The 23673-nt window shown below is 62.4% G+C and carries 17 protein-coding genes and 1 tRNA gene; 10 read left to right on the top strand and 8 right to left on the bottom strand.

The genetic code is table 11. The features are described 5' to 3' along the window. Complete coding sequence (locus tag OQ248_RS25320; protein WP_265814464.1) at positions 1 to 1920, top strand: PAS domain-containing sensor histidine kinase; 1920 nt, start codon at positions 1 to 3, stop codon at positions 1918 to 1920. A gap of 2 nt (positions 1921 to 1922) precedes the next feature. Here OQ248_RS25320 and OQ248_RS25315 read toward each other — a convergent pair whose 3' ends face one another. Both OQ248_RS25315 and OQ248_RS25310 read right to left on the bottom strand, forming a co-directional pair. Beyond that, entirely contained in the window at positions 1923 to 3266 is a 1344-nt protein-coding gene (locus OQ248_RS25315; protein ID WP_265814463.1) for a cation:proton antiporter, read from the bottom strand. Between the two features lie 141 nt (positions 3267 to 3407). Then, entirely contained in the window at positions 3408 to 4562 is a 1155-nt protein-coding gene (locus tag OQ248_RS25310; RefSeq protein WP_265814462.1) for a PatB family C-S lyase, read from the bottom strand. Positions 4563 to 4781: 219 nt separating this feature from the next. Here OQ248_RS25310 and fdnG point away from each other — a divergent pair, with 219 nt between their 5' ends. From fdnG to OQ248_RS25275, 7 genes are all read left to right on the top strand, one after another. Further along, positions 4782 to 7847: a formate dehydrogenase-N subunit alpha gene (gene fdnG / locus OQ248_RS25305; protein ID WP_265814461.1), complete on the top strand. Its 3066-nt coding sequence runs from the start codon at positions 4782 to 4784 to the stop codon at positions 7845 to 7847. A gap of 1 nt (position 7848) precedes the next feature. After that, positions 7849 to 8784 carry a formate dehydrogenase subunit beta gene (gene fdxH, locus OQ248_RS25300; protein WP_114882929.1) on the top strand — a complete coding sequence of 312 codons (936 nt, stop codon included), beginning with the start codon at positions 7849 to 7851 and terminating at the stop codon, positions 8782 to 8784. Beyond that, a complete protein-coding gene (locus OQ248_RS25295) occupies positions 8781 to 9434 on the top strand; it encodes a formate dehydrogenase subunit gamma (RefSeq protein WP_114882931.1) in 654 nt (217 codons plus the stop codon). Before fdxH ends, OQ248_RS25295 begins: the two co-directional genes overlap by 4 nt. Before the next feature lie 3 nt (positions 9435 to 9437). Next, positions 9438 to 10364: a formate dehydrogenase accessory protein FdhE gene (gene fdhE / locus OQ248_RS25290; protein ID WP_265814460.1), complete on the top strand. Its 927-nt coding sequence runs from the start codon at positions 9438 to 9440 to the stop codon at positions 10362 to 10364. A 48-nt stretch (positions 10365 to 10412) separates the two neighbouring features. Next, positions 10413 to 11819 carry an L-seryl-tRNA(Sec) selenium transferase gene (gene selA / locus OQ248_RS25285; protein WP_265814459.1) on the top strand — a complete coding sequence of 469 codons (1407 nt, stop codon included), beginning with the start codon at positions 10413 to 10415 and terminating at the stop codon, positions 11817 to 11819. Next, the gene (gene selB, locus OQ248_RS25280; protein WP_265815146.1) at positions 11816 to 13735 is read left to right on the top strand and encodes a selenocysteine-specific translation elongation factor; all 1920 of its coding nucleotides are present in this window, start codon (positions 11816 to 11818) and stop codon (positions 13733 to 13735) included. The genes selA and selB overlap by 4 nt, the downstream gene beginning before the upstream one ends. A 6-nt stretch (positions 13736 to 13741) precedes the next feature. Then, positions 13742 to 13837: transfer RNA gene (locus OQ248_RS25275), tRNA-Sec, on the top strand. Between the two features lie 11 nt (positions 13838 to 13848). Here OQ248_RS25275 and OQ248_RS25270 read toward each other — a convergent pair. The 3 genes from OQ248_RS25270 to OQ248_RS25260 all read right to left on the bottom strand — a co-directional run bounded on the left by OQ248_RS25270 (position 13849) and on the right by OQ248_RS25260 (position 17280). Then, complete coding sequence (locus tag OQ248_RS25270; protein ID WP_265814458.1) at positions 13849 to 15144, bottom strand: OprD family porin; 1296 nt, start codon at positions 15142 to 15144, stop codon at positions 13849 to 13851. Positions 15145 to 15223: 79 nt separating this feature from the next. Beyond that, positions 15224 to 16558 carry an ATP-binding protein gene (locus OQ248_RS25265; RefSeq protein WP_265814457.1) on the bottom strand — a complete coding sequence of 445 codons (1335 nt, stop codon included), beginning with the start codon at positions 16556 to 16558 and terminating at the stop codon, positions 15224 to 15226. Further along, the gene (locus tag OQ248_RS25260; RefSeq protein WP_134826812.1) at positions 16555 to 17280 is read right to left on the bottom strand and encodes a response regulator transcription factor; all 726 of its coding nucleotides are present in this window, start codon (positions 17278 to 17280) and stop codon (positions 16555 to 16557) included. Before OQ248_RS25260 ends, OQ248_RS25265 begins: the two co-directional genes overlap by 4 nt. A gap of 146 nt (positions 17281 to 17426) precedes the next feature. Between OQ248_RS25260 and OQ248_RS25255 the strand changes: the two genes are divergently transcribed. Continuing rightward, positions 17427 to 17753 carry a hypothetical protein gene (locus OQ248_RS25255; RefSeq protein WP_265814456.1) on the top strand — a complete coding sequence of 109 codons (327 nt, stop codon included), beginning with the start codon at positions 17427 to 17429 and terminating at the stop codon, positions 17751 to 17753. Continuing rightward, positions 17753 to 18433, top strand: coding sequence for a DUF3313 domain-containing protein (locus OQ248_RS25250; RefSeq protein ID WP_265814455.1), 681 nt, complete (start codon positions 17753 to 17755; stop codon positions 18431 to 18433). Before OQ248_RS25255 ends, OQ248_RS25250 begins: the two co-directional genes overlap by 1 nt. Positions 18434 to 18444: 11 nt before the next feature. On the opposite strand, the gene OQ248_RS25245 is transcribed toward OQ248_RS25250, so the two are convergent. The 3 genes from OQ248_RS25245 to OQ248_RS25235 all read right to left on the bottom strand — a co-directional run bounded on the left by OQ248_RS25245 (position 18445) and on the right by OQ248_RS25235 (position 23625). After that, the gene (locus tag OQ248_RS25245) at positions 18445 to 19731 is read right to left on the bottom strand and encodes a carbohydrate porin (protein WP_265814454.1); all 1287 of its coding nucleotides are present in this window, start codon (positions 19729 to 19731) and stop codon (positions 18445 to 18447) included. Positions 19732 to 19814: 83 nt separating this feature from the next. Continuing rightward, on the bottom strand, positions 19815 to 22220 hold the full coding sequence (locus OQ248_RS25240) for a glucose/quinate/shikimate family membrane-bound PQQ-dependent dehydrogenase (RefSeq protein ID WP_265814453.1): 2406 nt from the start codon (positions 22218 to 22220) through the stop codon (positions 19815 to 19817). Positions 22221 to 22491: 271 nt separating this feature from the next. Further along, complete coding sequence (locus OQ248_RS25235) at positions 22492 to 23625, bottom strand: aminotransferase class V-fold PLP-dependent enzyme (protein WP_265814452.1); 1134 nt, start codon at positions 23623 to 23625, stop codon at positions 22492 to 22494. Between the last annotated feature and the right edge of the window lie 48 nt (positions 23626 to 23673).

Here is a 23673-nt window from a genome sequence, read left to right as displayed (position 1 = left end):
ATGAGCGAGAACAAGAAGTCCGCTGCGATCGAAGAAATGCGCTTTCGCCTGTTGATCGATGCCGTGGTCGATTATGCGATCTACATGATCGACCCCGGCGGCATCATCACCAGCTGGAACTCCGGGGCCAAACGCTTCAAGGGTTATGAGGAAGCCGAGATTCTCGGCGAACACTTTTCGCGGTTCTACACCGATGAAGACCGCGCCGTCGGCATGCCGCAACGGGCACTGGATACGGCGATCCGTGAGGGCCGCTTTGAAGGCGAAGGCTGGCGGGTGCGCAAGGACGGTACGCACTTCTGGTGCCATGTTGTGATCGACCCGATCTACAGCCCGGACGGGCAACTGCTAGGTTTTGCGAAAATCACCCGTGACCTCACCGACCGCAAGATGGCCGAAGAAACCCTCAAGCAAAGCGAACAGCAGTTCCGCCTGCTGGTGCAGGGCGTCACCGACTACGCGATCTACATGCTCAGCCCGGAAGGCCGTGTGACCAACTGGAACCCCGGCGCGCAACGGATCAAGGGCTACGCGCCCAACGAAGTCATCGGCAAGCATTTCTCGATGTTCTACACCCCGGAGGACCGCGAGATCGGGGAGCCGCAACGGGCGCTGGAAACCGCCGTGCGGGAGGGCCGCTTCGAGAACAAGAGCTGGCGTCTGCGCAAGGACGGCACGCGGTTCCTGGCCCATGTGGTGGTCGATGCGATTCGCGGCGAAACCGGCGCGTTGCTCGGCTTTGCCAAAATCACCCGGGACGTGACCGAAGCCCACCAGGCGCAACTGGCACTGGAGCAAACCCGCGAAGCGCTGTTCCAGGCGCAGAAGATGCAGGCCATCGGTCAGCTCAGCGGTGGTATCGCCCATGACTTCAACAATCTGCTGACCGTGATCCTCGGCAATCTGGAAATCGTGCGTAAACGCGTCGGCGACGACCCGAAGGTCAGCCGTCTGCTGGAAAATGCCACCCAGGGTGCCCTGCGTGGCGTGTCACTGACCCAGCGCATGCTCGCCTTCGCCCGGCGCCAGGAACTCAAGACCGAACCGGTGGACATCCCGAAACTGGTGCAAGGCATCACCGGTCTGTTGCGCAGTTCACTGGGGCCGGGGATTCGCATCGAAACGCAGTTTCCCGACGATCTTGAAGCGGTGCTGGCCGACACCAACCAGCTCGAACTGGCGGTCCTTAACCTGGCCACCAACGCCCGTGATGCGATGCCCGAGGGTGGTAGCGTGGTCATCGGCGCCGAGCCGCGAGTGGTTTTGCAGGAGAGTCAGGCAAGCCTTGCGGCGGGACGCTATGTCTGCCTGAGCGTGACTGATACCGGTGAAGGCATGGACGACGCGACGCTGGCCTCGGCGACCGATCCGTTCTTCACCACCAAAGGCCTGGGCAAGGGCACCGGGCTGGGGTTGTCGATGGTGCATGGATTCATCGAGCAGTTGGGCGGCCGTTTCATACTCAAAAGCGTGAAGGGACAGGGTACTTGCGCCGAGCTCTGGCTGCCGGTCGCCGTCGACGGGATGGCGGCCAAGCCCCTGAGCCCGAGGCCGTCCATGGCGTCGGTGCCGCGACTCAGCGTGCTGGTGGTGGACGACGACAGTCTGGTGCGCACCAGCACCAGCCTGTTGCTGGAGGATCTGGGGCATCGGGTCATCGGCGCGGCCTCCGGTGCGCAGGCACTGGAGTTGTTTGATCAAGGGGAAGTGATCGATCTGATGATCACCGACATGGCCATGCCGAAAATGAATGGCGCGCAACTGGCCCATGCCGTGCGCGTGCTCAAGCCGGATTTGCCGATCATCCTGGCCACTGGTTATGCCGAACGCCTTGAGGGCTTTGCGGCCGAGTTGCCACGGCTGTCGAAACCGTTCAATCAGATGCAACTGGTGGAGATCATCGCCCAGTCGATGAAGTGAGGTCAGGCATCAGGTTGTTTGTGCTGTTCGTAACGGGCTAGGAGCGGCTGGGTGCTGATGCCGTGCAGCAAAATGCTCAGGGCCACGACTGAAAGGGTGAGATCGGTACACTGCGCGGCCATTGTGGCGCCCAAACCATGGTTCAAGGCGTAGAACAGATAGAACAGGCTGCCGATGCCACGAATGCCAAACCAGCCGATCAACATCCGCTGACGCCACACCAGCAACGATCCCCATGGCATCAACGCCACACAGACCGGGCGGATGACACAGAACAGCACCGCGCCGACCCACAGCGCCCGCCAGTCCCAATGGGTGACCAGCACCACGCCGAGCAGGGTCACCAGAAACACTTCCATGGCCCGCTCCACCAGACCACCGAAAGCGAGCATGTCACCCATCATGATCCCGGCGGCCACCTGACTGCCTTCCAGGCCTTCTGTGTCGCCATGCACGGCATGTTGCGGTTCGACGTTCTGATGGCCGACCACCGGCTGAACCAGATGCTCGGCCGGCGGCTGATGGGCGCCGGTGGACTTCACTTCCTCCTGACGCAGGCCCAGTCCGGCGGCGAACACCGACAGAAAGCCGTAGCCGCCCAAGGACTCGGCCACCACAAAAGCCAGTGCAATCAAGGCCAGTGCCAGATAGTCGTTCGGGCTGACAGTGCTGTCTTCATTGCGCGTCTGTAACGCGAGCGTGGCCCGGCCAAGGCCTCGGCCCATCCAATAACCCGTCAGCAAACCGACAGGGACCGCCCAGAACAGATCGCGCAATACCCAGTGGCTCCACTCGGCGGCCAGCCCCTCGCCTTGCAGCAGTAACAGCCCGAGGATCACAAAGGGGAAGGCCACGCCGTCGTTCAGCCCGGCCTCGCCGGACAGTCCGAAGCGCACGCTGTCGACATCCCGTGCATCGTTGACCTGCACCAGCGCCGCCAGCACCGGATCGGTAGGGGCCAGAATCGCAGCGATCAGCAACGACGGCCCCCACGACAGTTTCAGACCGTAATGCAGCAGCAGACTGGCGCCGATAATCGTCAGCACCATCACCGGGCCTGCCAGGCCGAAGGCTATTCGCCAGCGCTTGTCGCGCAATGGCAAACGTAACTTCAAACCGCAGACGAACAGCGAAAACAGCACCGCGACTTCAGTCAGGTGCTCCATCCACGAGGCGGCATGTTCCAGCGGCAGTTTCAGCAGATCGAGGCCGCTCGGGCCGATACCGATGCCGAGCAACAGGCACACGGCCGACGTCGTGACCGGCATCCAGCGCAGGTACGACGAGGTCAACGCCAGCATCAGCAGGACGGCGCCCAGCACCGTTACCCAGATAATGAATGTCATGGTTCGCGGCCCGCCCTGACCATCGCGACCCGACAGGGCCATGAAGTATGGAGAGGCGCTCGCGGCGACGGTTCAGTTTTTCTCGGGGAAGAGGCGGCGGGCGCTGGTTTGCACGGCGCCCGCCGTGATTGACGCGATGATTCAGGCCTGGCGATTGACCAGCGCACGCTCCATCCGCGCAATGCCTTCTTCCAGCAATGAACGCGGGCAACCGAAGTTCAGACGCACGAATTGCTGGCTCTGGTCACCAAAATCGATGCCCGGGCTGAGTCCGACGCGGGCGTGTTCGAGGAAGAACTGCTGGGGATTGTCCAAGCCTAGGGCCGAGCAATCGAGCCACGCCAGATAAGTGCCCTGTGGCACGTTGATCGTCACACCCGGCAGGCGGCTGCGAACCGCGTCCACCAGCCAGTCACGGTTGGCTTGCAGGTACTGTTTCAGTTCTTTCAGCCACGGCCCGGCCTCGCTGTAGGCCACACGGGTGGCTTCCATGCCCAGCGGATTGACGCTGTCGACCATGCCGCAACGGGCGTGGTTGACGCGCTCGCGCAGGGCGCTGTCTTGAATGATCATGAACGAGGTCTTGAGGCCGGCAATGTTGTAGGCCTTGCTCGCCGACATCAGGGTGATGGTGCGTTGGGCGATTTCCGGGCTCAGGGACGCGGTCGGAATGTGCACGCGACCGTCGTAGCACAGCTCGGCGTGGATTTCGTCGGAGATGATCCACGCATCCTGCGCCATGCAGATGTCGGCCACCGCTTGCAGTTCTTCACGGTCGAAGACCTTGCCGATCGGGTTGTGCGGGTTGCTCAGCAGCAGGGCGCCGCCACCGGTCAGGGATTCCCGCAAGGCATCCAGCGGCGTGGCGTAGGTGCCGTCGGCCCGGGCGTTGAACTCCAGCTCGACCTTGTTCAGGCCCCAATGGCCCGGTGCATGGCGCAGCGGCGGGTAGTTCGGGGTTTGCACCACGACATTCTGTTGCGGTTGCACCAGCGCCTTGAGCGCCATGTTGAAGCCTGATTCGACGCCCGGCAGGAAGATCAGCTCCTGCGGTTTGACCCGCCAGGCGAATTTGTTCCAGAGGTCGGCGACGATGGCCTCGCGCAGGTTGTCCTGGGCGACGCTGTAGCCGACCAACGGGTGCAGCAGACGCTGTTGCAGCGCCTCGATGACCACTGGCGGTGCCGCGAAATCCATGTCAGCGACCCACATCGGCAACACATCGGCCGCATAGCGGCTCCACTTGGTGCTGCCGGTGTCGTGGCGGTCGAATACCTGATCAAAATCGAAAGTCATGCGCGGTCTCTGAGGGCGGAGATGGGTCGTGCCGGCGATGATAAACCTCCATCCCCTGCGGGCGCGAACTTGTGACCGACGAATGGCCGACGGTCGGTTTTCACACAGACCACGGCGACGTTGTCTACAGTGAAAAAGTCGGCACTCGCTTGCCGCCACCGTGATTGTCCAGAAAAAACCCGGCTCAAGTACCGGGTTCCACCTGATCAGGAGTGCACGATGGATCTCAGCCGTCGTCAGTTCTTCAAGGTCGCCGGTATCGGCCTTGCAGGCTCTAGCCTGGGCGCGTTGGGCATGGCCCCGACGCTGGCCTTCGCCGAGCAGGTGCGCCACTTCAAGCTTGCCCACACCCATGAAACCCGCAACACCTGCCCGTATTGCTCGGTCGGTTGCGGCTTGATCATGTACAGCCAGGGCGATGCCGCGAAGAACGTTGCGCAAAACATCATCCATATCGAGGGCGACGCCGACCACCCGGTCAACCGCGGCACCCTGTGCCCGAAAGGCGCCGGCCTTCTGGACTTCATTCACAGCCCGGGCCGTTTGCAGTACCCGCAGGTGCGCAAGCCCGGCAGCAGCGAATGGACCCGGATCACCTGGGACGAAGCCCTCGACCGCGTCGCCGACCTGATGAAGGCCGACCGCGACGCCAATTTCGTCGAGAAGAACGCCCAGGGGCAGACGGTGAACCGCTGGCTGACCACCGGGTTCCTCGCAGCGTCGGCGGCGTCCAACGAAGCGGGTTACATCACCCATAAGGTGGTGCGCAGTCTCGGCATGCTGGGGTTCGATAACCAGGCGCGTGTCTGACACGGCCCGACGGTGGCAAGTCTTGCCCCGACGTACGGCCGTGGAGCCATGACCAACACCTGGACTGATATCGCCAACGCGAATCTGATCCTGGTGATGGGCGGCAACTCCGCTGAAGCGCATCCATGCGGCTTCAAATGGGTGACCGAAGCCAAGGCGCACAACGCGGCGCGGCTGATTGTGGTCGACCCAAGGTTTACCCGGACCGCCTCCGTGGCCGATTACTACGCGCCGATCCGCACCGGCAGCGACATCGCGTTCATGGGCGGGCTGATCAACTACCTGCTGACCGAGGACAAGATCCAGCACGAGTACGTGCGCAACTACACCGACGTGTCGTTCATCGTCAAAGCCGGGTTCGGCTTCGAGGACGGGCTGTTCACCGGTTACGACGCGGCCAAACGCAGCTACACCGACAAATCCAGCTGGGGTTACGAGCTGGGCGAGGACGGCTTTGCCAAAGTCGACCCGACCCTGCAGGACCCGCGCTGCGTCTATCAGCTGATGAAGCAGCATTACAGCCGCTACAACATCGACCTGGCGAGCCAGATCTGCGGCATGCCGGTCGATGCGATGAAGAAAATCTGGGAGGAAATCGCCACTTGCTCGACGCCGGGCAAGACCATGACCATTCTCTACGCGCTGGGCTGGACCCAGCACTCGATCGGCTCGCAGATCATCCGCAGCGCGGCGATGGTGCAACTATTGCTGGGCAACGTCGGCATGCCCGGCGGTGGGGTCAACGCCTTGCGCGGGCACTCGAACATTCAGGGTCTCACCGACCTCGGGTTGCTGTCGAACTCGTTGCCGGGTTACCTGACTCTGCCCACCGACGCTGAGCAGGACTACAACGGCTACATCAAGAAACGCACGCAATTGCCGTTGCGGCCGGGGCAACTGTCCTACTGGCAGAACTACAGCAAGTTCCACGTCAGCCTGATGAAAGCCTGGTACGGCGCCAACGCGACTGCCGAAAACCAGTGGGCCTACGACTATCTGCCGAAACTCGACATCCCCAACTACGACATCCTCAAGGTGTTCGACCTGATGGGACAGGGCAAGGTCAACGGCTACATGTGTCAGGGCTTCAACCCGATTGCCGCACTGCCGGACAAGAACCGGGTGATGGCGGCGCTGGCCAAACTGAAATGGTTGGTGGTGATGGACCCGCTGGCCACTGAAACCTCGCAGTTCTGGGAAAACGTCGGGCCGTACAACGATGTGAAAAGCGCCGACATCCAGACCGAAGTCATTCGTCTGCCCACCACCTGCTTTGCCGAAGAGGACGGCTCGCTGGTCAACAGCAGTCGCTGGCTGCAATGGCACTGGAAAGGCGCCGACGGCCCGGGCGAGTCCCGCACCGACGTGCGGATCATGACCGAGCTGTTCATGCGTCTGCGTCAGCGTTACCAGACCGAGGGCGGGGCTTATCCCGATCCGATCCTCAAACTCTCCTGGCCATACAAGGTTCCCGAAGAGCCGTCTCCGGAAGAAATCGCCAAGGAGGTCAACGGCTACGCCACTACCGACTTCACCGACGCCACGGGCGCGGCGGTCAAGGGCAATTCACAACTGGCCGCTTTCGCCCAGCTCAAGGATGACGGCAGCACCGCGTCCGGTTGCTGGATCTTCTGCGGCAGCTGGACCGAGGCCGGCAACCAGATGGCCCGGCGCGACAACGCCGACCCTTACGGCATGCATCAGCATCAGGGTTGGGCGTGGGCCTGGCCGGCCAACCGGCGGATTCTCTACAACCGTGCCTCGGCGGACATGCAGGGCAAACCCTGGGACCCGAAAAAACGTCTGGTGTGGTGGAACGGCAAGGCCTGGGGTGGCACCGACGTACCGGACTACAAGGCCGACGTGCCGCCGGAAGCCGGGATGAACCCGTTCATCATGAACCCCGAAGGCGTGGCGCGGTTCTTCGCCGTCGACAAAATGAACGAAGGGCCATTCCCCGAGCACTACGAGCCGTTCGAAACGCCGATCGGCATCAACCCGCTGCACCCCGAAAACAAGAAAGCCACCAGCAACCCGGCGGCGCGGATCTTCGATTCGGTGTGGGACAGCCTCGGCGTGGCCAAGGATTACCCGTACGCCGCCACCAGTTACCGGCTCACCGAGCATTTCCACTTCTGGAGCAAGCATTGCCGGTTGAATGCGATTGCCCAACCGGAGCAATTCGTGGAGATCGGCGAAGTGCTGGCGAAAGAGAAGGGCATCGCTGCCGGTGACCGGGTGCGGGTCAGCTGCAAGCGCGGGTTCATCGAAGCGGTGGCGGTGGTGACCAAAAGGATCCGGCCGTTGCAGGTCAACGGTCAGGTCGTGCATCAGATCGGCATCCCGCTGCACTGGGGCTTCACCGGCCTGACGCGTCACGGCTATCTGACCAACACCCTGGTGCCGTTCCTCGGCGATGGCAATACACAGACCCCGGAATCCAAGTCATTCCTGGTCAACGTGGAGAAGCTCTGATATGGCCAGCCAAGACATCATTGCCCGCTCGGCCACCACCACGCCGGCACCCTCGGTGCGCAATCAGGAAGAAGTCGCCAAGCTGATCGACACCACCAAATGCATCGGCTGCAAGGCGTGCCAGGTCGCGTGCTCAGAATGGAACGAGCTGCGCGACGAGGTCGGCCACAACCATGGCACCTACGATAACCCGCAGGATCTGAGCGCGGAGTCGTGGACACTGATGCGCTTCACCGAGCACGAAACCGACGCCGGCAACCTCGAATGGCTGATCCGCAAGGACGGCTGCATGCACTGCGCCGAGCCCGGTTGTCTGGCGGCGTGCCCGAGCCCGGGGGCGATCATCAAACACGCCAACGGCATCGTCGATTTCGATCAGGACCACTGCATCGGTTGCGGTTATTGCATCACCGGTTGCCCGTTCAACATTCCGCGCATCTCGCAGAAGGACCACAAGGCCTACAAATGCACCTTGTGTTCGGATCGGGTGGCAGTAGGGCTGGAGCCGGCCTGCGTGAAAACCTGCCCGACCGGGGCGATTGTCTTTGGCAGCAAAGAGGACATGAAAACCCACGCCGCCGAACGCATTGTTGACCTCAAGAGCCGTGGCTTCGACAACGCTGGTCTCTACGATCCCGAAGGCGTCGGCGGCACTCACGTCATGTACGTGCTGCATCATGCCGACACGCCGAAGATCTACGCCGGCCTGCCGGAAAATCCGGCAATCAGCCCGCTGGTGGGCCTGTGGAAAGGCATCAGCAAACCGCTGGGCCTGCTGGCCATGGGCGCGGCGGTGCTGGCCGGGTTCTTCCACTATGTGCGGATCGGCCCGAACCGCACCGAAGAGGATGACCATCCGGAACCGCCCGACACCTCGGTCCACGTGGTCGACCCGGCGGTGCACACCTTCGATCCACGCGGGGAGGACCGGCCATGAGCAACAAGACGATCCTGCGCTACACCGCCAACCAGCGCACCAACCACTGGCTGGTGGCGATTCTGTTCTTCATGGCCGGGCTTTCGGGACTGGCGCTGTTTCATCCGTCGATGTTCTGGCTGACCAATCTGTTCGGCGGCGGGCCGTGGACGCGGATCCTGCACCCGTTCATGGGCGTGCTGATGTTCGTGTTTTTCCTCGGCCTGGTGTTCCGTTTCTGGCGTTCGAACTTCTTCATCGACAACGACTGGAAGTGGCTGCGGCGCATCGACCGGGTGCTGGTCAACGACGAAGAGACCGTACCGCCGGTGGGCAAATACAACGCCGGGCAAAAGATGCTGTTCTGGACTTTACTGCTGTGCATGCTTGGGCTGTTGTTCACGGGGCTGGTGATCTGGCGCGCGTACTTCAGTCATTACTTCGGCATCACCACGATTCGCTGGGCGATGCTGCTGCACGCATTGGCCGGGTTTGTACTGATCCTGAGCATCATCGTGCACATCTACGCCGGCATCTGGATCAAGGGCTCGGTGGACGCGATGCTGCACGGTTGGGTCAGCCGCGCCTGGGCGAAAAAACATCACGCACTCTGGTATCGCGAAGTGGAATCCCAGGATCCGCCAGAGCGACCGGTCACCAAAAAGGGCTGACATTTGCCGACCATTCTTGAACCCGGGGAAATCGAAGCGGCGGCCAGTGCGCCGCCGTTTCTGTATTTGCCGCCGCACAATCTTTTCCAGCTGCGCGCCGAACGTCTGGAACGTTTGGCGGCGGGCCATCCGCTGGCCGACTACCTGCGCCTGATCGCCGGACTGTGCCGCACGCAGCAGCAGATCCTCGACGACCCGCCCTCGACCGGGCCGATCGATGAGCAACGGCTTGAGGTCTGCCGGCAACACGGCATGCCGCCGTTCGCCGCCGATGCCTTGATCCGCGAGGACGGCTGGCAGGCGTATCTGGATGCCTTGCTGCAACGTTACGGTTTACCGGAACAACCCGCCGTTGCCGATGCGGTGACGACTTTGCGGGTTGCCAGCGCCGGCCAGTTGCGGGCCTGGGCGGTGGCGCTGGTCAGCGGCCAGTATTCGCTGGTGCCGGCGGCGTTGGTGCCGTTTCTTGGCGCGGCACTGCAAACGGCCTGGAGCCACTGGCTGCTCAGTGCACCGCACCTGCAACTGGCGCCCGGCAACAGCCTCGGCCAGTGCCCGGCCTGTGGTTCGCCGGCGATGGCCGGGGTGATCCGCCATCGTGGCAAGCACAACGGCTTGCGGTATCTGGTGTGCTCGCTGTGCGCCTGTGAATGGCATGTGGTGCGGGTCAAATGCGTGTACTGCGAGCAGAGCAAGGGGCTGGAATACCTGAGTCTTGAGGATGATCGCCACGCCGCCAATCAGGCGCCGTTGCGGGCCGAGGTCTGCCCAAGTTGTAACAGCTACCTGAAACTGCTGTATCTGGAAAACGATGCGGACGCCGAAGCGCTGTCGGCAGACTTGAGCAGTCTGCTGCTGGACATGCGCCTGGCCCAGGACGGCTATCAGCGGCTGGCACCGAATCTGTTGCTGGCACCCGGAGACGAATAAGCAGAGCGTCTACACTCTGGCGCAACGGCTTTTTATCCGGAGCGTCTGATGCCTGCCAGTGTTGCCCAGCGTTTGCCTTCCATCGACAGTTTGTTGCGTCATATCGCCTTCCAGCCATTGGTCGAACGCCACGGGCGTGAGGCGCTGCTGGCGGCGTTACGCCAGTTGCTGGACGATTTGCGCGAAACGGTGGTGGCGGGGCAGTTGTCCGCCATTGAAATCAGCCCGGAAGCACTGGCCGGCCGGGTCGCCGAACGTCTTTCGATACAGCAGCGCAGTCAGGTGCGGCGGGTGTTCAACCTGACCGGAACGGTTTTGCACACCAACCTTGGTCGTGCACTGTTGCCGGAAGAAGCCATCGAAGCGGTGCAACTGGCGGCCCGTTATCCGTTGAATCTGGAGTTCGATCTGGACAGCGGCAAACGCGGCGACCGCGACGACCTGATCGAAGGCCTGATCCGCGAATTGACCGGCGCTGAAGCCGTCACCGTGGTCAACAACAATGCTGCGGCGGTGCTGCTGACGCTCAACAGCCTCGGCGCGCGCAAGGAAGGCATCATATCCCGTGGCGAACTGATCGAAATCGGCGGCGCATTCCGCATCCCCGACATCATGGCCCGCGCCGGTGTGCGCCTGCATGAGGTCGGCACCACCAATCGCACCCACGCCCGGGATTACGAAGCGGCGATCAGCCCGCGCAGCGGTTTGATCATGCGCGTGCATGCGAGCAACTACAGCATCGAAGGGTTTACCGCCCGGGTGCCAACAGTCGAATTGGCCGACTTGGCCCATCGGCATGGCTTGCCGCTGCTTGAAGACCTCGGCAGCGGCAGCCTGCTGGACCTGACCCGCTGGGGCCTGCCGGCGGAGCCGACGGTGCGTCAGGCCTTGCTCGATGGCGCGGACATCGTCACCTTCAGCGGCGACAAACTGCTCGGCGGACCGCAGGCCGGGGTGATCGTCGGGCGCAAGGATCTGATCGCGAAGATCAAGAAAAACCCGCTGAAACGCGCCTTGCGGGTCGACAAGATGACGCTGGCCGCGCTGGAAGCGGTGCTCGGGCTCTATCGCGATCCGGATCGGCTGGCCGAGCGGTTACCGACCTTGCGTCTGCTGACCCGCCCACAAGATGACATCCTTGCCCAGGCCGATCGTCTGCAACCGGCACTGGCCAAGGTGCTCGGCGTATCCTGGACTGTGACGGCGGAGAAAACCCTGGGCATGATCGGCAGCGGCAGCCAACCGGTGGCGCGGCTGCCGAGCGCAGCATTGTGCGCCCGCCCTCAAGTGTCGAAACGCCTGCGCGGGCGCTCGCTGTTGAATCTGCAGACCGCACTGCGCGAATTGCCGATTCCGGTGCTCGGACGCCTCGACGATGACGCGCTGTGGCTGGATCTGCGGCAACTCGACGACGAGCCGGCGTGGCTCGCGCAACTCGGGCCGTTGCAGACATGATCGTCGGCACCGCCGGGCACATCGACCACGGCAAGACCTCGCTGCTTCAGGCCCTGACCGGGCAATCCGGCGACCGCCGCCCGCAGGAGCGCGAGCGGGGCATGACCATCGATCTCGGTTATCTCTATGCCGAACTGGCCCCCGGAGCGGGGCTGAGCGGGTTCATCGACGTGCCGGGCCACGAGAAATTCACCCACAACATGCTCGCCGGCGCCCAGGGCATCGATCTGGTGTTGCTGGTGGTGGCAGCGGATGACGGCGTGATGCCGCAGACTCGCGAACATCTGGCGATTGTCGAGTTGCTGGGCATTCCCCGGGCGCTGGTGGCGATCACCAAGGCTGATCGGGTCGAGGCGGGCAGGTTGGTGGAGGTTCGCCGGCAAATCGAACATCTGTTGGCGCCCGGTCCGTTTGCAGGCGCGCCGATGCTCGCGGTTTCAAGCTTGACGGGTGAGGGTGTCGAGGCCCTGCGGCAAGCGTTGCTGCAGGCGCAAGGTGAAGTGTTGAAGCGGGGGCGCGAGGGTGGGTTTCGTCTGGCCATCGACCGGGCATTCAGCGTCGCCGGTGCCGGGATTGTGGTGACGGGCACGGCGCTGTCGGGAATGGTTGCGGTGGGCGACAGACTGATCCTCGGACCGTCGGGCAAAACAGTGCGGGTGAGGGGGCTGCACGCGCAGAATCAACCCGCAGAGCTGGCGTTTGCCGGCCAGCGTGTAGCTCTGAACATCAGCGCTGATCGCCTGGAACTCGGGCACATTCATCGCGGGCAATGGCTGCTCGCCGAGACACTGTTCGCGCCGACTCAACGTCTGGACATCGACTTCCAGCTGCTGCCCGATGAGACGCGCACCTTCGAACACTTTCAGCCCGTGCATCTGCACCTCGGCACACAGGACGTGATCGCCCGTGTGGCGCTGCTCGAAGGACCACGACTGCTTCCGGGCGAGCGCATGCTCGCGCAACTGCTGACCAACACCCCGGTGCACGGCGTGAAGGGCGATCGACTGATCCTGCGTGACCCAAGCGCCCAGCGCACGCTCGGCGGCGGTCAGTTACTCGACCCATTCGCCCCGGCCCGGCAACGGCGAAGCCCCGGACGTCTGGCGCAATTGCGCGCGCTGGCGATCAGCAGTGATCTTGAACACGCGTTGCCGACGTTGCTGGAATACAGCGAAAGCGGCCTTGATCCGCAGCGCCTGGAGCGTCAGTTCAACCGTCCGCGTGAAAGCTGGTCGCTACCGGACAACGTCCGTCTGATCGAAACCCGTCAGGGCCAGGTGCTGTTCAACGCCCAGCGCTGGGGCATTCTCAAGTTCACCTTGCTGGAGCAACTGGCGCGCTTCCATGAACTGGAGCCCGACCAGATGGGCCCGGACCGTGATCGTCTGCGGCGCTTCAGCGGCCTGAACATCGAGCATTCGACCTTCATTAGTCTTCTGGAAGAACTGCGCAGCGCCGGTTCGCTCACCGCCAGCGGCCCTTGGCTTCACCTGCCGGACCATCAGGTGCGCCTGAATGCCGACGACGAAACCCTGTGGCAGGCGTTGCAGCCGCTGTTCGAACAGGCCGGTTTCGACCCACCGTGGGTACGCGACGTGGCCAAAACCGTGGGCCAGGAGGACGCCACTGTCCGGCTGTTGCTGCGCAAACTGGCGCGGCTCGGCGTGATGCATCAGGTGGTGCGGGATTTGTTCTTTACTGACATCACCTTGCGGCAAATGGCGGCGGTGCTACTGCGTCAGGGTGAAGAAAATCCGCCGATTCAAGTCACGGCGTTCCGTGATGCGCTAGGCTTGGGACGCAAACGCAGTATCCAGATCCTCGAATACTTCGACCGCCTCGGCCTGACCCGGCGTCTCGGCGAGGGTCGGCAGATCCGCTTCGACAACGCGCTGGCCAACCCCGGCGCCGAGTGAGTTCAAGGAAGGCAATCGCGCCCGGTGGCGCGGCCGGGCTTCAAACCCGGTTGGGGACGGCATCCGTTCCCGGGCAGGTTCGACTCCGGCTGCCTTCCGCCACTTTTCTGCATTCAGAACCCCAACGGGTACTGAATCACCACATAAATCCGGTCAATGTCATCGCCCGCCTGAGCGCTGTTGGCCCGATGCGAGACGTGGGACAGTTGCACGGAAAGATCCTTGGCCGCGCCGGACTGGACGATGTAGCGCAGGTCGATGTCGCGCTCCCAATGTTTGCCGCCGTCCCCTTGTTGTGGCTGGTACTGGCCGCTGTCCGGGTCGAACGGGTTGTAGGCGCCACCCTTGGGCGCGTGGGTGCCGTCGATGTGGCTGCCGGAGACGTAGCGGGTCATGAAATTCAGACCGGGAATGCCGAACGCGCCGAGATCGAGGTCGTAACGGGCTTGCCACGAGCGCTCGTGGGCGCCGTTGAAGTCGGCGTATTTGATCGAGTTGGCCAGATAGATCGAATCGCCGCCGACGAAATCGAACGGTGTGTCACCGTTGATGCGTTGCCAGCCGAGCATCACCGCGTGTGGGCCGAAGGCGTATTTGCCCGAGAGACTGAACGCGGTGTTGTCGATTTCCCCGGCCAGTGCCTGTCCGGTATCACGAGTGTGGTAGACGTTGGCGTCGAGCAGCACGCCGGACTGTTTGAAATGCAGGTTGGCGTAGTACTGGTGCCAGGTTTCGCTGAGGTCGGACGCGTACAGCGCGCCGCCGACCGGGCTGTCGCTGAACAGATCCGCGCCGATGAAGCTGATTCCGCCGGCCTTGGTGTTGGCGCCGTAGCCCTGGAAATCGCCTTGGCCGGATGAGCTGTCCTGATTCTTGAACGCGGTGAAATGCCCGGCCACCAGATTGACGTTGTCGATTTCACGGCTGTTGAGCAGGAATCCGGTGGCGTATTCTGGTTGCAGGCGTTTGTCCGAGGTGTCGAACACCGGGGTCTCGACGGTCATTTCGCCGAAGGCGAGGGTGGTGCGCGAGGCTTTCAATTTCAGGGCGCCGCCGGCGCTGGAATAGTCGCTTTCGCTGCGACCGTCACTGTCTACCGGCAACAGACCGGTGCCTGAATGTCCCCGGCCGCCGTCCAGTTTCAGACCATAAAAAGCGTGGGCGTCGAGGCCAAAACCTAGTGCTCCTTCGGTGAAACCGGATGAGAAGGTGCCGATAAACCCCTGAGCCCATTCCTGTTTGTAGTTCTTGCCGCTGGGCGAGGGCGAGCGATAGTCGTTGCTCAGGAAGAAATTGCGGCTGAGCACTACGCCCTTGGCGTCGTCCAGAAAACCGCTGGCCAATGCTGTGTTGGCGACGCCGCCCAACAGCAAGGCCAGCGTGATACCCGAGGGCGAGAAACCTTTCATGTGTCAGTGACCGGCGTAAATGGAATGTCGCCGGATTGTCGTGCGGACCACCTCTGAATGATTGAGCGGATGTGCTGAGTCAGTCGACCACCGGCAACTCGACCCTCGCCACCAGTCCCGAGCCGTTGCGATTGCTCAAGGTCAGTTCGCCGCCCTGTTCACGCACGATCGCCCGGGCCGCCGAGAGGCCGAGCCCGACGCCGCCGGTTTCGCGGTTGCGCGAGGTTTCGAGGCGGAAGAACGGGTCGAACACCCGTTGTAGAGCCTCTTCGGGAATGCCCGGGCCTTCGTCGCAGATTTCGATGCAGATCGAGTGCGCGTTGCGGCTGAGTGCGATGCGCGGGCGTTCGCCGTATTTCACGGCGTTTTCCAGCAGGTTGACGATCACCCGCTTCAGGCTCAGCGGCCGGCCGTCGTAGACCAGGTGGGCCGGGCCGTTGAAGTCGATGAGGATGTGCTGGTCGCGGTAGTCGTCGAGGATGGTTTGCAGCAGTTCCGACAGATCGAACGCCGTGGGTTGCTCGAGCTGTGTACCTTCGCGGAAAAACGCCAGGGCGGCGTTGATCATCGATTGCATCTCTTCGATGTCGCGAATCAGTTTCTGCTGATGGTCCAGGTCTTCCATGAATTCGCTGCGCAGGCGCATCCGGGTCAACGGCGCGCGTAAATCATGGGAGATGGAAGCCAGCATATGCGTGCGCTCGCCGATGAAATGCTGGATCTGCGCCTGCATCGCGTTGAAGGCGATGATAGCCTGGCGGATTTCGTGGGGCCCTTCAATCTCGATGGGCGGTGCATTCAGGTCGACGCCAAAACGCCTGGCGGCCCCGGCAAAGCGTTGCAGCGGATTGGCCAGTTGGCGGGTGGCGATCCAGGCAACCAGCAAGGTGGCGATCAGGCCCAGGGAGGCAATCACCGCGATCCGGGCGTTCAGGGTCAGGCCCCAGCTGCGTTCCGGCGGCGTGAAGGACAGCCAGCTGCCATCGGTCAAAGGGATGAGGGCGACATAGTGCGCCTGGGCACTGCCTGGCGGCCAGTCATCGGGGTTGAACACTTCGATTTCCCGGTGGCTGCCCAGCAATTGCTCCAGCGCCGGAATTTTCGAGCTCTCGACCGCTGCGCCGTCGCCAGGCAGTTTGAATTCGCTGCGTTGCGCGTTCCACACCACTTCAAGCGACGGGCTGCTGGCGGCATTCGCCAGTTGCGGGCGCAATTGGGCGGGGGCGGCCTCGATCAGGCGGGCACTCGCAGCAATCCGTTCGAGCAATCCGGTGCGTTCGATGGGCGGGCGGGCCCAGATGCCCGCCACCTGCACGAACAGGGCATTGAAAGCCAGCGAGGCGAGCATGGCCGCGACAATCGTCAGGGCGATCCGGCGACTGAGGGTGTCGCGCGGCAGGATTCGACCGATCATGAGCGGCTGACCTTGGCCGTGAACATGTAGCCGCCATTGCGCACGGTGCGGATCAGGTCCGGGCGTTTACTGTCCGGTTCGATCTTGCGCCGCAAGCGGCTGACCTGCACGTCGATGCTGCGATCAAAGGCGTCGTGACCCTGGCCGTGGGTCAGGTCGATCAGTTGTTCACGGGTCAGGATCCGTTGCGGATGCTCGAGAAAGACCAGCAGCAGATCGAATTCACCGCCGGACATCGGGATCATCACGCCCTCGGGTGAGCGCAACTCGCGACAGGTAATGTCCAGGTGCCAACCGGCGAAGGTCATGACCGGGCGTGCGGGCTCGCTGGTGCGGTGGCCGTGTTCGCCGGCGCGGCGTTGCAGCGCACGCACCCGGGCCAGCAATTCCTGGGGCGCGAAGGGTTTGGTCAGGTAATCGTCGGCCCCCAGTTCCAGACCGACAATCCGGTCACTCAGCTCGGCCATGGCCGTCAGCATGATGATCGGGATCCCCATCTGCGCGCGGATTTTCTGGCACAGGCTCAAACCGCCTTCACCCGGCAGCATCAGGTCGAGAATGATCGTGTCCGGCCGCGCCCGGTCAATGGCCGCCCACATGGCCTGGCCATCCGTTACCACTTCGACTTCGTAGGCGTGCTGAACGAAGAACTTCTTCAGCAGGGACAGAATTTCCACGTCGTCGTCGACGATCAGCAGTCTGCTCACGTTTGCAGGATCCATGAATCAAAAGAGGGCATCTAAAACCATTTCGATCGCGGGGTCATTTATTTCAATCCTGCAACATTCCTTCCGGACGGACATCAGCCGGACATCCTCGGGCAAAAAACCTCGGGCACTCTGCCGGCATTCCATCCAAGGGGGTTCATATGAAGGATATGAAAAGCGCTTATTCCACTCAGGGGCACGGCGCCGTGCGGCCGTTGATCCTGACCCAGCGCACGACTAGTAGCGTTCTCAACGCGCCAATCTTTTTCCAGGAAACCTGCCTGGGAATCGTTCCGGACCAAAGCCAACTGGTCATGCGCCGCTACTTCGAGCGCTTCAGCCCGGCCGACAGTCATTGGGTGGAATACATCCACTCCATCCCCACGACCGAATTCATCCACTGGATCATGACCCACGGCCAGTTGCGCATCGAGTGTTCTGAAAATACCCCGTTCGGCCAGATTCAGACCGCTGGGGAAGTGCATTGATGAGAAACCGTCATTCGCTGGTGCTGTTGTTGGCCGCCACATTGAGCCTGTCGGCCTGCAGCAGCAAAAAAGTCGAACCGGAAATGTATTCCGGGTTTCTCAACGACTACAGCATGTTGAAAGAGCAGCAGACGCCGTCGGGGCAGACGGTTCTGAGCTGGGTCAGCCCGGCGTTGGCGACCGGCCGTTACACCCGGGTGTATCTGGCGCCGAGCCAGTTTTATCCGCAGGTTCAGCCCACGGGGCGAATTCCGCAGAGCACGTTGTCCGGCGTGACCCGCTACTACGACGCAGCCCTCCGGCAGGAACTGGGCAAAACGCTGCCGCTGGCATCCGGGCCCGGCCCGAACACGCTGGTTGTGCGACCCGCCATCACGCAAGTCGCCACCAGCACCCAGGGCCTGCGGTACTACGAATGGCTGCCGATCACGCTGGTTGCGGCCGGCGTGAGCACCGCTGCCGGCATTCGTGATCAGGACAGTGAGATCGCCACGGAAGTGTCGATCGAGGACGGATCGACCGGCGAGGTGGTGGCGAAAGTCGTGCGCAAGGGCACGGGCGTGCCATTGGAAAACGATAAACAGGTGATGACCGCCGAGAACGTCAAAGGCGTGCTCGACGGTTGGGCCAGCGATTTGAGCCAGACTTGTGTCGCCGCGCGCAAGGTGACCGCGCGGTGACAGCCTCTACGTCACAGCGCCGCTTTTACCTGTAGGCCCACCACCAGCGCATTGTCGATGTCCTGGCCGGAGAACGCGCCCGGCTCGATGATGTACTGCAGGTTCGGGCGCAGGGTCAGCCACGGAGTGGCCTGGTAACCGTAACCGAGTTCGATCAGTTGTTCGGCGCCGTCGAGGTTGGAAAGTGGCGTGCCGTTGGCCAGTGCGGCGTCTTGTTGCACGTCGCGGCTGCGCGGGTTCTGCACGGCGCGGCCGTAACCCAGGGCGACGGTGTCACGCGGGCGGCCTTCGAACGGTTTGTACAGCACCACGCCGGCGCCATACCACTTGCTGAACGGCGAAGCCGCTTCGCTGGCTGCCGAGTATTGACCGAAGGCGTGCAGGCTGCGGCCTTCGGAGGTTGGCGAACGCCACACGGCCTGATCGATCAGCAGGTAATGGCCGCCGCGACCGGACACTTCCTTGTCGCTGCCGATGCGTTTCACGTCGGAGCTGTCGTAGTAATAACCGAGCTTGTATTCACCAGGCAGGGTGCCCGCATGTTTGTAGACCAGTTCGACAGGCACCACGGTGCCGGTGGTATGTTTCGGTCCCAGGTGCCAGGCGCGGCTGGAGTTGCCGTTGCTTTCGGGGTCGACGTTGAACGCGGCCACGCGAAGTTGCCATTCCGGCGACAGGTCGTATTTCACCCGCACACCCAGGTGCGCGTTGGGGTAGTTGGTCCAGCCGCTGCCGCCGGACATGTTCAACGGGTGACCGCAGAAACCGGCGTTCATGAAGTTGCAGAGAATGCCGCTGTCGAGGCCGCCGAGGTCGTTGCCCATGGCCATGTAGCCGAGTTTGACGTTCAGCGCCGGCGTGAACAGCGTGCGCTCGTAACTCAGTTCGGTGAGGCGGGTGTAGAGCCCGCCGTAGTTTTCCTGGATCGGCAGACGGTTGCCGACCAGATCTTCCGAGGCGCTGTTGCCGCGCCGGTCGTTGATGGTCAGCTGGACCTTGCCGGCGTTGTCCACGCCATAGATTTTGCTCAGATCAAATTGCGCGCCGAGCTTGATGTTTTGTGAGTACCGGGCGGAGCGATGCAGGCCACCGTCGGCGTTGTAGGCGGTTTCGCCGGTGTAGTCGCCGGTGAACTTGACGCCGTCTTCGTCGAGCTGGTGACGCAGGCCGCCCCAGTCACCGGTCAGGGTATTGCGGGTGAACACATTCGAATCGGTGTCAGCGAAAGCGGGCAGGGCGGTGCTGCAGGCAAGTGCGAGCAGTACGCCAGTGGGGGAAAAACGAACAACGAATGACATTGCTGAAATCCAGAGCCAGGAACATGAAACGGCGCGACACCCGAAGGTGCCGCGCGCAGTGAAATGAAGGAGGGCGCAGCGGTTTACGGCAGGGCGTAAGCCATGACGTAGTCGCCACGATCGGTCGACTGACGGGCACCACCGGCGGTGATGACCACGTACTGCTTGCCGGTTTTCGGCGACACGTACGTCATCGGGCCACCCTGGCTGCCGACCGGCAGACGGGCTTTCCAGATTTCTTCACCGTTGCCGCTGTTGTAGGCGCGCAGGTAAAAGTCCTGGGTGCCGGCGATGAAGATCAGGCCACCTTGAGTCGACAGGGTGCCGCCGAGGGTCGGCAGACCGATCTTGATCGGCAGGTGCATGCGGATGCCCAGTGGACCGGTGTCTTCGACAGTGCCGACCGGAACCTGCCAGGCGACCTTCTGCGTCTTCATGTCGATCGCGGTCAGGGTGCCGAACGGCGGTGCCTGGCACGGAATGCCGGCCACCGACAGGAAGCGGTTCTTGTTCACCGCGTATGGCGTGCCTTTCAGCGGAACGGCGCCCATGCCGGTGTTCAGCGCTTCGCCACCGGAGGTTGCCTGACCTTTGTTCTGCGACGGGATCATCTGAATCCACAGCCCCAGACGCATGTCGTTGACGAAGATGAAACCGTGCACCGGGTCAGTGGAGATGCTGCCCCAGTTCATGCCGCCCAGCGAACCCGGGAAACTCAGGGACTTGTCGGTGCCCGGCGCGGTGTACAGGCCTTCGTAGCGCATCGACTTGAAATCGATCCGGCACAGCAGCTGGTCATACGGGGTGGCGCCCCACATGTCCGATTCGGTCAGGTGCTGGGCACCGATCTGCGGCATGCCCACGGATTTCGGCTGGGTTGGCGAGTACGGTTCGTTCGGGATGTTCGAAGCCTTGACCGGTACTTCTTTGACTTCGGTCAGTGGCTTGCCGGTGGCGCGATCCAGCACGTAGATCTGCCCGGCCTTGGTGCCGATCACCAGCGCAGGTACGGTTTTGCCGTCCTTGGTGAAGTCGATCAGGCTCGGCTGCATCGGCAGGTCGAAGTCCCAGAGGTCGTTGTGCACGGTCTGGTAGACCCACTTTTCTTCGCCGCTGTTGGCGTCCAGCGCCAGGATCGAAGCGCCGTAGGTGTGATCGAGTTTGTTGCGCTCTACACCGTAGATGTCGGTGGACGAGCTGCCCATCGGCAGGAAGACCGTGTTGGTTGCCGGGTCGTAAGACATCGGCGCCCAGCTGTTCGGCGTGCTGCGAACATAGGTTTTGCCATCGGCCGGGGCCTTTTTATCCTGCGGGTTGCCCGGGTCGAATGCCCAGCGCATCGCACCGGTCATCACGTCGAAACCACGGATCACGCCGCCCGGCATGTCGGTCTGCACGTTATCTGCCACGCGACCGCCAACGACCACGGTGGTGCCGGCCATCAGTGGCGCGGACGACAGTTGATAGTAGCTGTCCGGGACATCACCCAGACCGGCCTTCAGATCAACCTGGCCGTTGTTGCCGAAACCCTGGCAGAACTCGCCGGTGTCGGCATCGACTGCGATCAGGCGGGCGTCGATGGTGTTGGTCAGCAGACGGCGGGTGCAGTTGGCGGCAGGAGCGGCCGGGGTTTCGGTGACTGGCGAGCTGGCCGGTTTGGCGACGGCTGCGCTGGCATCGAAATAGGCCATGCCTCGGCAACGCTGCCAGACTTTGGACTTGGCGTTGATCGCGTTTTTCCAGAGTTCCTTGCCGGTGTCGGCATCCAGCGCAATCAGGTTGTTATGCGGGGTGCAGATGAACACCTTGTTGCCGATCTGCAGCGGGGTCAGCTGGTCTTCAGCGCCGTTGCCGTCACTCTCGGCGATGTCGCCGGTGTGGTAGGTCCACGCGACTTTCAACTTGTCGACGTTGCTGCGGTTGATCTGGTCCAGCGCAGCGAAGCGGCTGCCGCCTTCGGTGTTGCCGTAGTGTGCCCAGTCTTTTTGCGCCTTTTCCGGCTCGACCGGGGTGAGGCCCGGGCCAGTGCCGGTAGGGGCGACGGTCGGGTGCGCCACGAACATGTTGCCGGCAGCGACTGCCAGGCCAACTGCCAGAACAGCGGCAACGCCGTAAGCACCGCGACCCGCAACGCCGCCATTGGCGCGTTTCAGCATCGGGTAGACCAGCGCAACCGCCAGACCTACGGCGCTGAACATGAACAGGCGCGAGAACACCGGCCAGAACACCAGGCCCGCGTCGCTCACTGCCCAGATCGCAGTCCCGACCAGAAACGCTGCGAACAGCCAGGCGCCGGCAGGCTTGCGGCGAGCGATCAGCAGACCGGACAGGGCCATGACCAGACCACCCACCAGGAAGTACCAGGAGCCTCCCAGACTGACCAATTTCACACCGCCAGCCGCCAGTGCCAGGCCGAGCAGGGCGATGATCACCCCAAGCCCGACCAGAATGAATGTTGATATGCCCGAGAGGCGTTGACTCTGCTTCACGTTGAATGTCCCGTTGAAATGAGGCGGGCATTATATAGTTAGGTAACTACCTAGTTAAATCACTAATTCAGAATGAAAGGGGTTTTTGCGCTCAATGGTGCGACGAATCGACGCTGGCCTTGTCCTCGCGGGCCCTCAGGGACTATTGAAACGGTGGGAAAGTCTTTTAATTGCCAGCAGATATGGAATTTATGACAGGTTGTTCGCGGCTTGATGGTTCCCGCCGAACAGGATCGGCGGGAACACTATTGGCTACGGGCGTGAAGTGGACTTAGTGAGCTATCACCTCATCCAGTGCCTGCTCAAGCGTGCTGACCGTACGCTCGATGTTGTGTAATTTTTCCAGCCCGAACAGACCGATACGGAAGGTCTGAAAGTCAGCCGGTTCGTCGCATTGCAGCGGCACCCCGGCAGCGATCTGCAGGCCATGGCTGGCAAATTTCTTGCCGTTTTTGATATCGGCATCATCGGTGTAGCTCACTACCACGCCTGGGGCCTGAAACCCGGCTGCGGCCACGCTTTTGAAGCCCTTGCCGGTCAACATGGCGCGCACCCGGTCACCCAGAACCTGTTGTTCGCCGCGGACCTTTTCGAAACCGTAGGCTTGGGTCTCGCTCATTACGTCGTTGAACCGCGCGAGGGAATCACTGGGCATGGTCGCATGGTAGGCATGTCCGCCCTGTTCGTAGGCCTGCATGATCTGCAGCCACTTCTTCAAGTCGCAGGCGAAGCTGCTGCTTTGCGTGTGCTCGATGCGCTCGAGGGCCAGGGAACTAAACATCACCAGGGCGCAGCAAGGCGAGGCACTCCAGCCTTTCTGCGGTGCGCTGATCAGCAGGTCGACGGCGCATTTGTGCATATCAACCCAAAGCGTGCCGGAAGCGATGCAATCCAGCACGAACAGCCCGCCCACCGCATGCACGGCGTCGCCGACGGCCCGCAGGTACTCGTCGGGCAGGATAATCCCTGATGAGGTTTCAACGTGGGGGGCGAAGACAATCTGCGGCTTGTGCGTGCGAATGGCTGCCAGGACTTCGTCCAGAGGCGGCGGGGCATAAGCCGCCTGGTGACCGGTTTCGACCGGGCGGGCTTTCAGCACCGTAGTCGCCGCCGGGATGTTGCCCGTCTCAAGGATCTGGCTCCAGCGATAACTGAACCAGCCATTGCGTATCACCAGGCATTGCTGGCCGGTGGCGAACTGTCGCGCCACCGCTTCCATGCCGAATGTGCCGCTGCCCGGAACCACCGCAACGGCCTCGGCGTTGTAGACCTGTTTCAGGGTCCTGGAAATGTTCTTCATCACCGCCTGAAATGACTGCGACATGTGGTTGAGCGAGCGGTCGGTGTAGACCACGGAGTACTCGACCAACCCTTCAGGATCGATACTCGGGTATAGCTTTGACATGGGGTGACTCCTTATGTGATTCCCTGGCAGTCAAAAGGTCTGGCGAAC

The organism is Pseudomonas sp. COW5 (assembly GCF_026240005.1).
Taxonomy (GTDB): domain Bacteria; phylum Pseudomonadota; class Gammaproteobacteria; order Pseudomonadales; family Pseudomonadaceae; genus Aquipseudomonas; species Aquipseudomonas kribbensis.
This window is presented reverse-complemented; position numbering and strand designations above follow the sequence as displayed.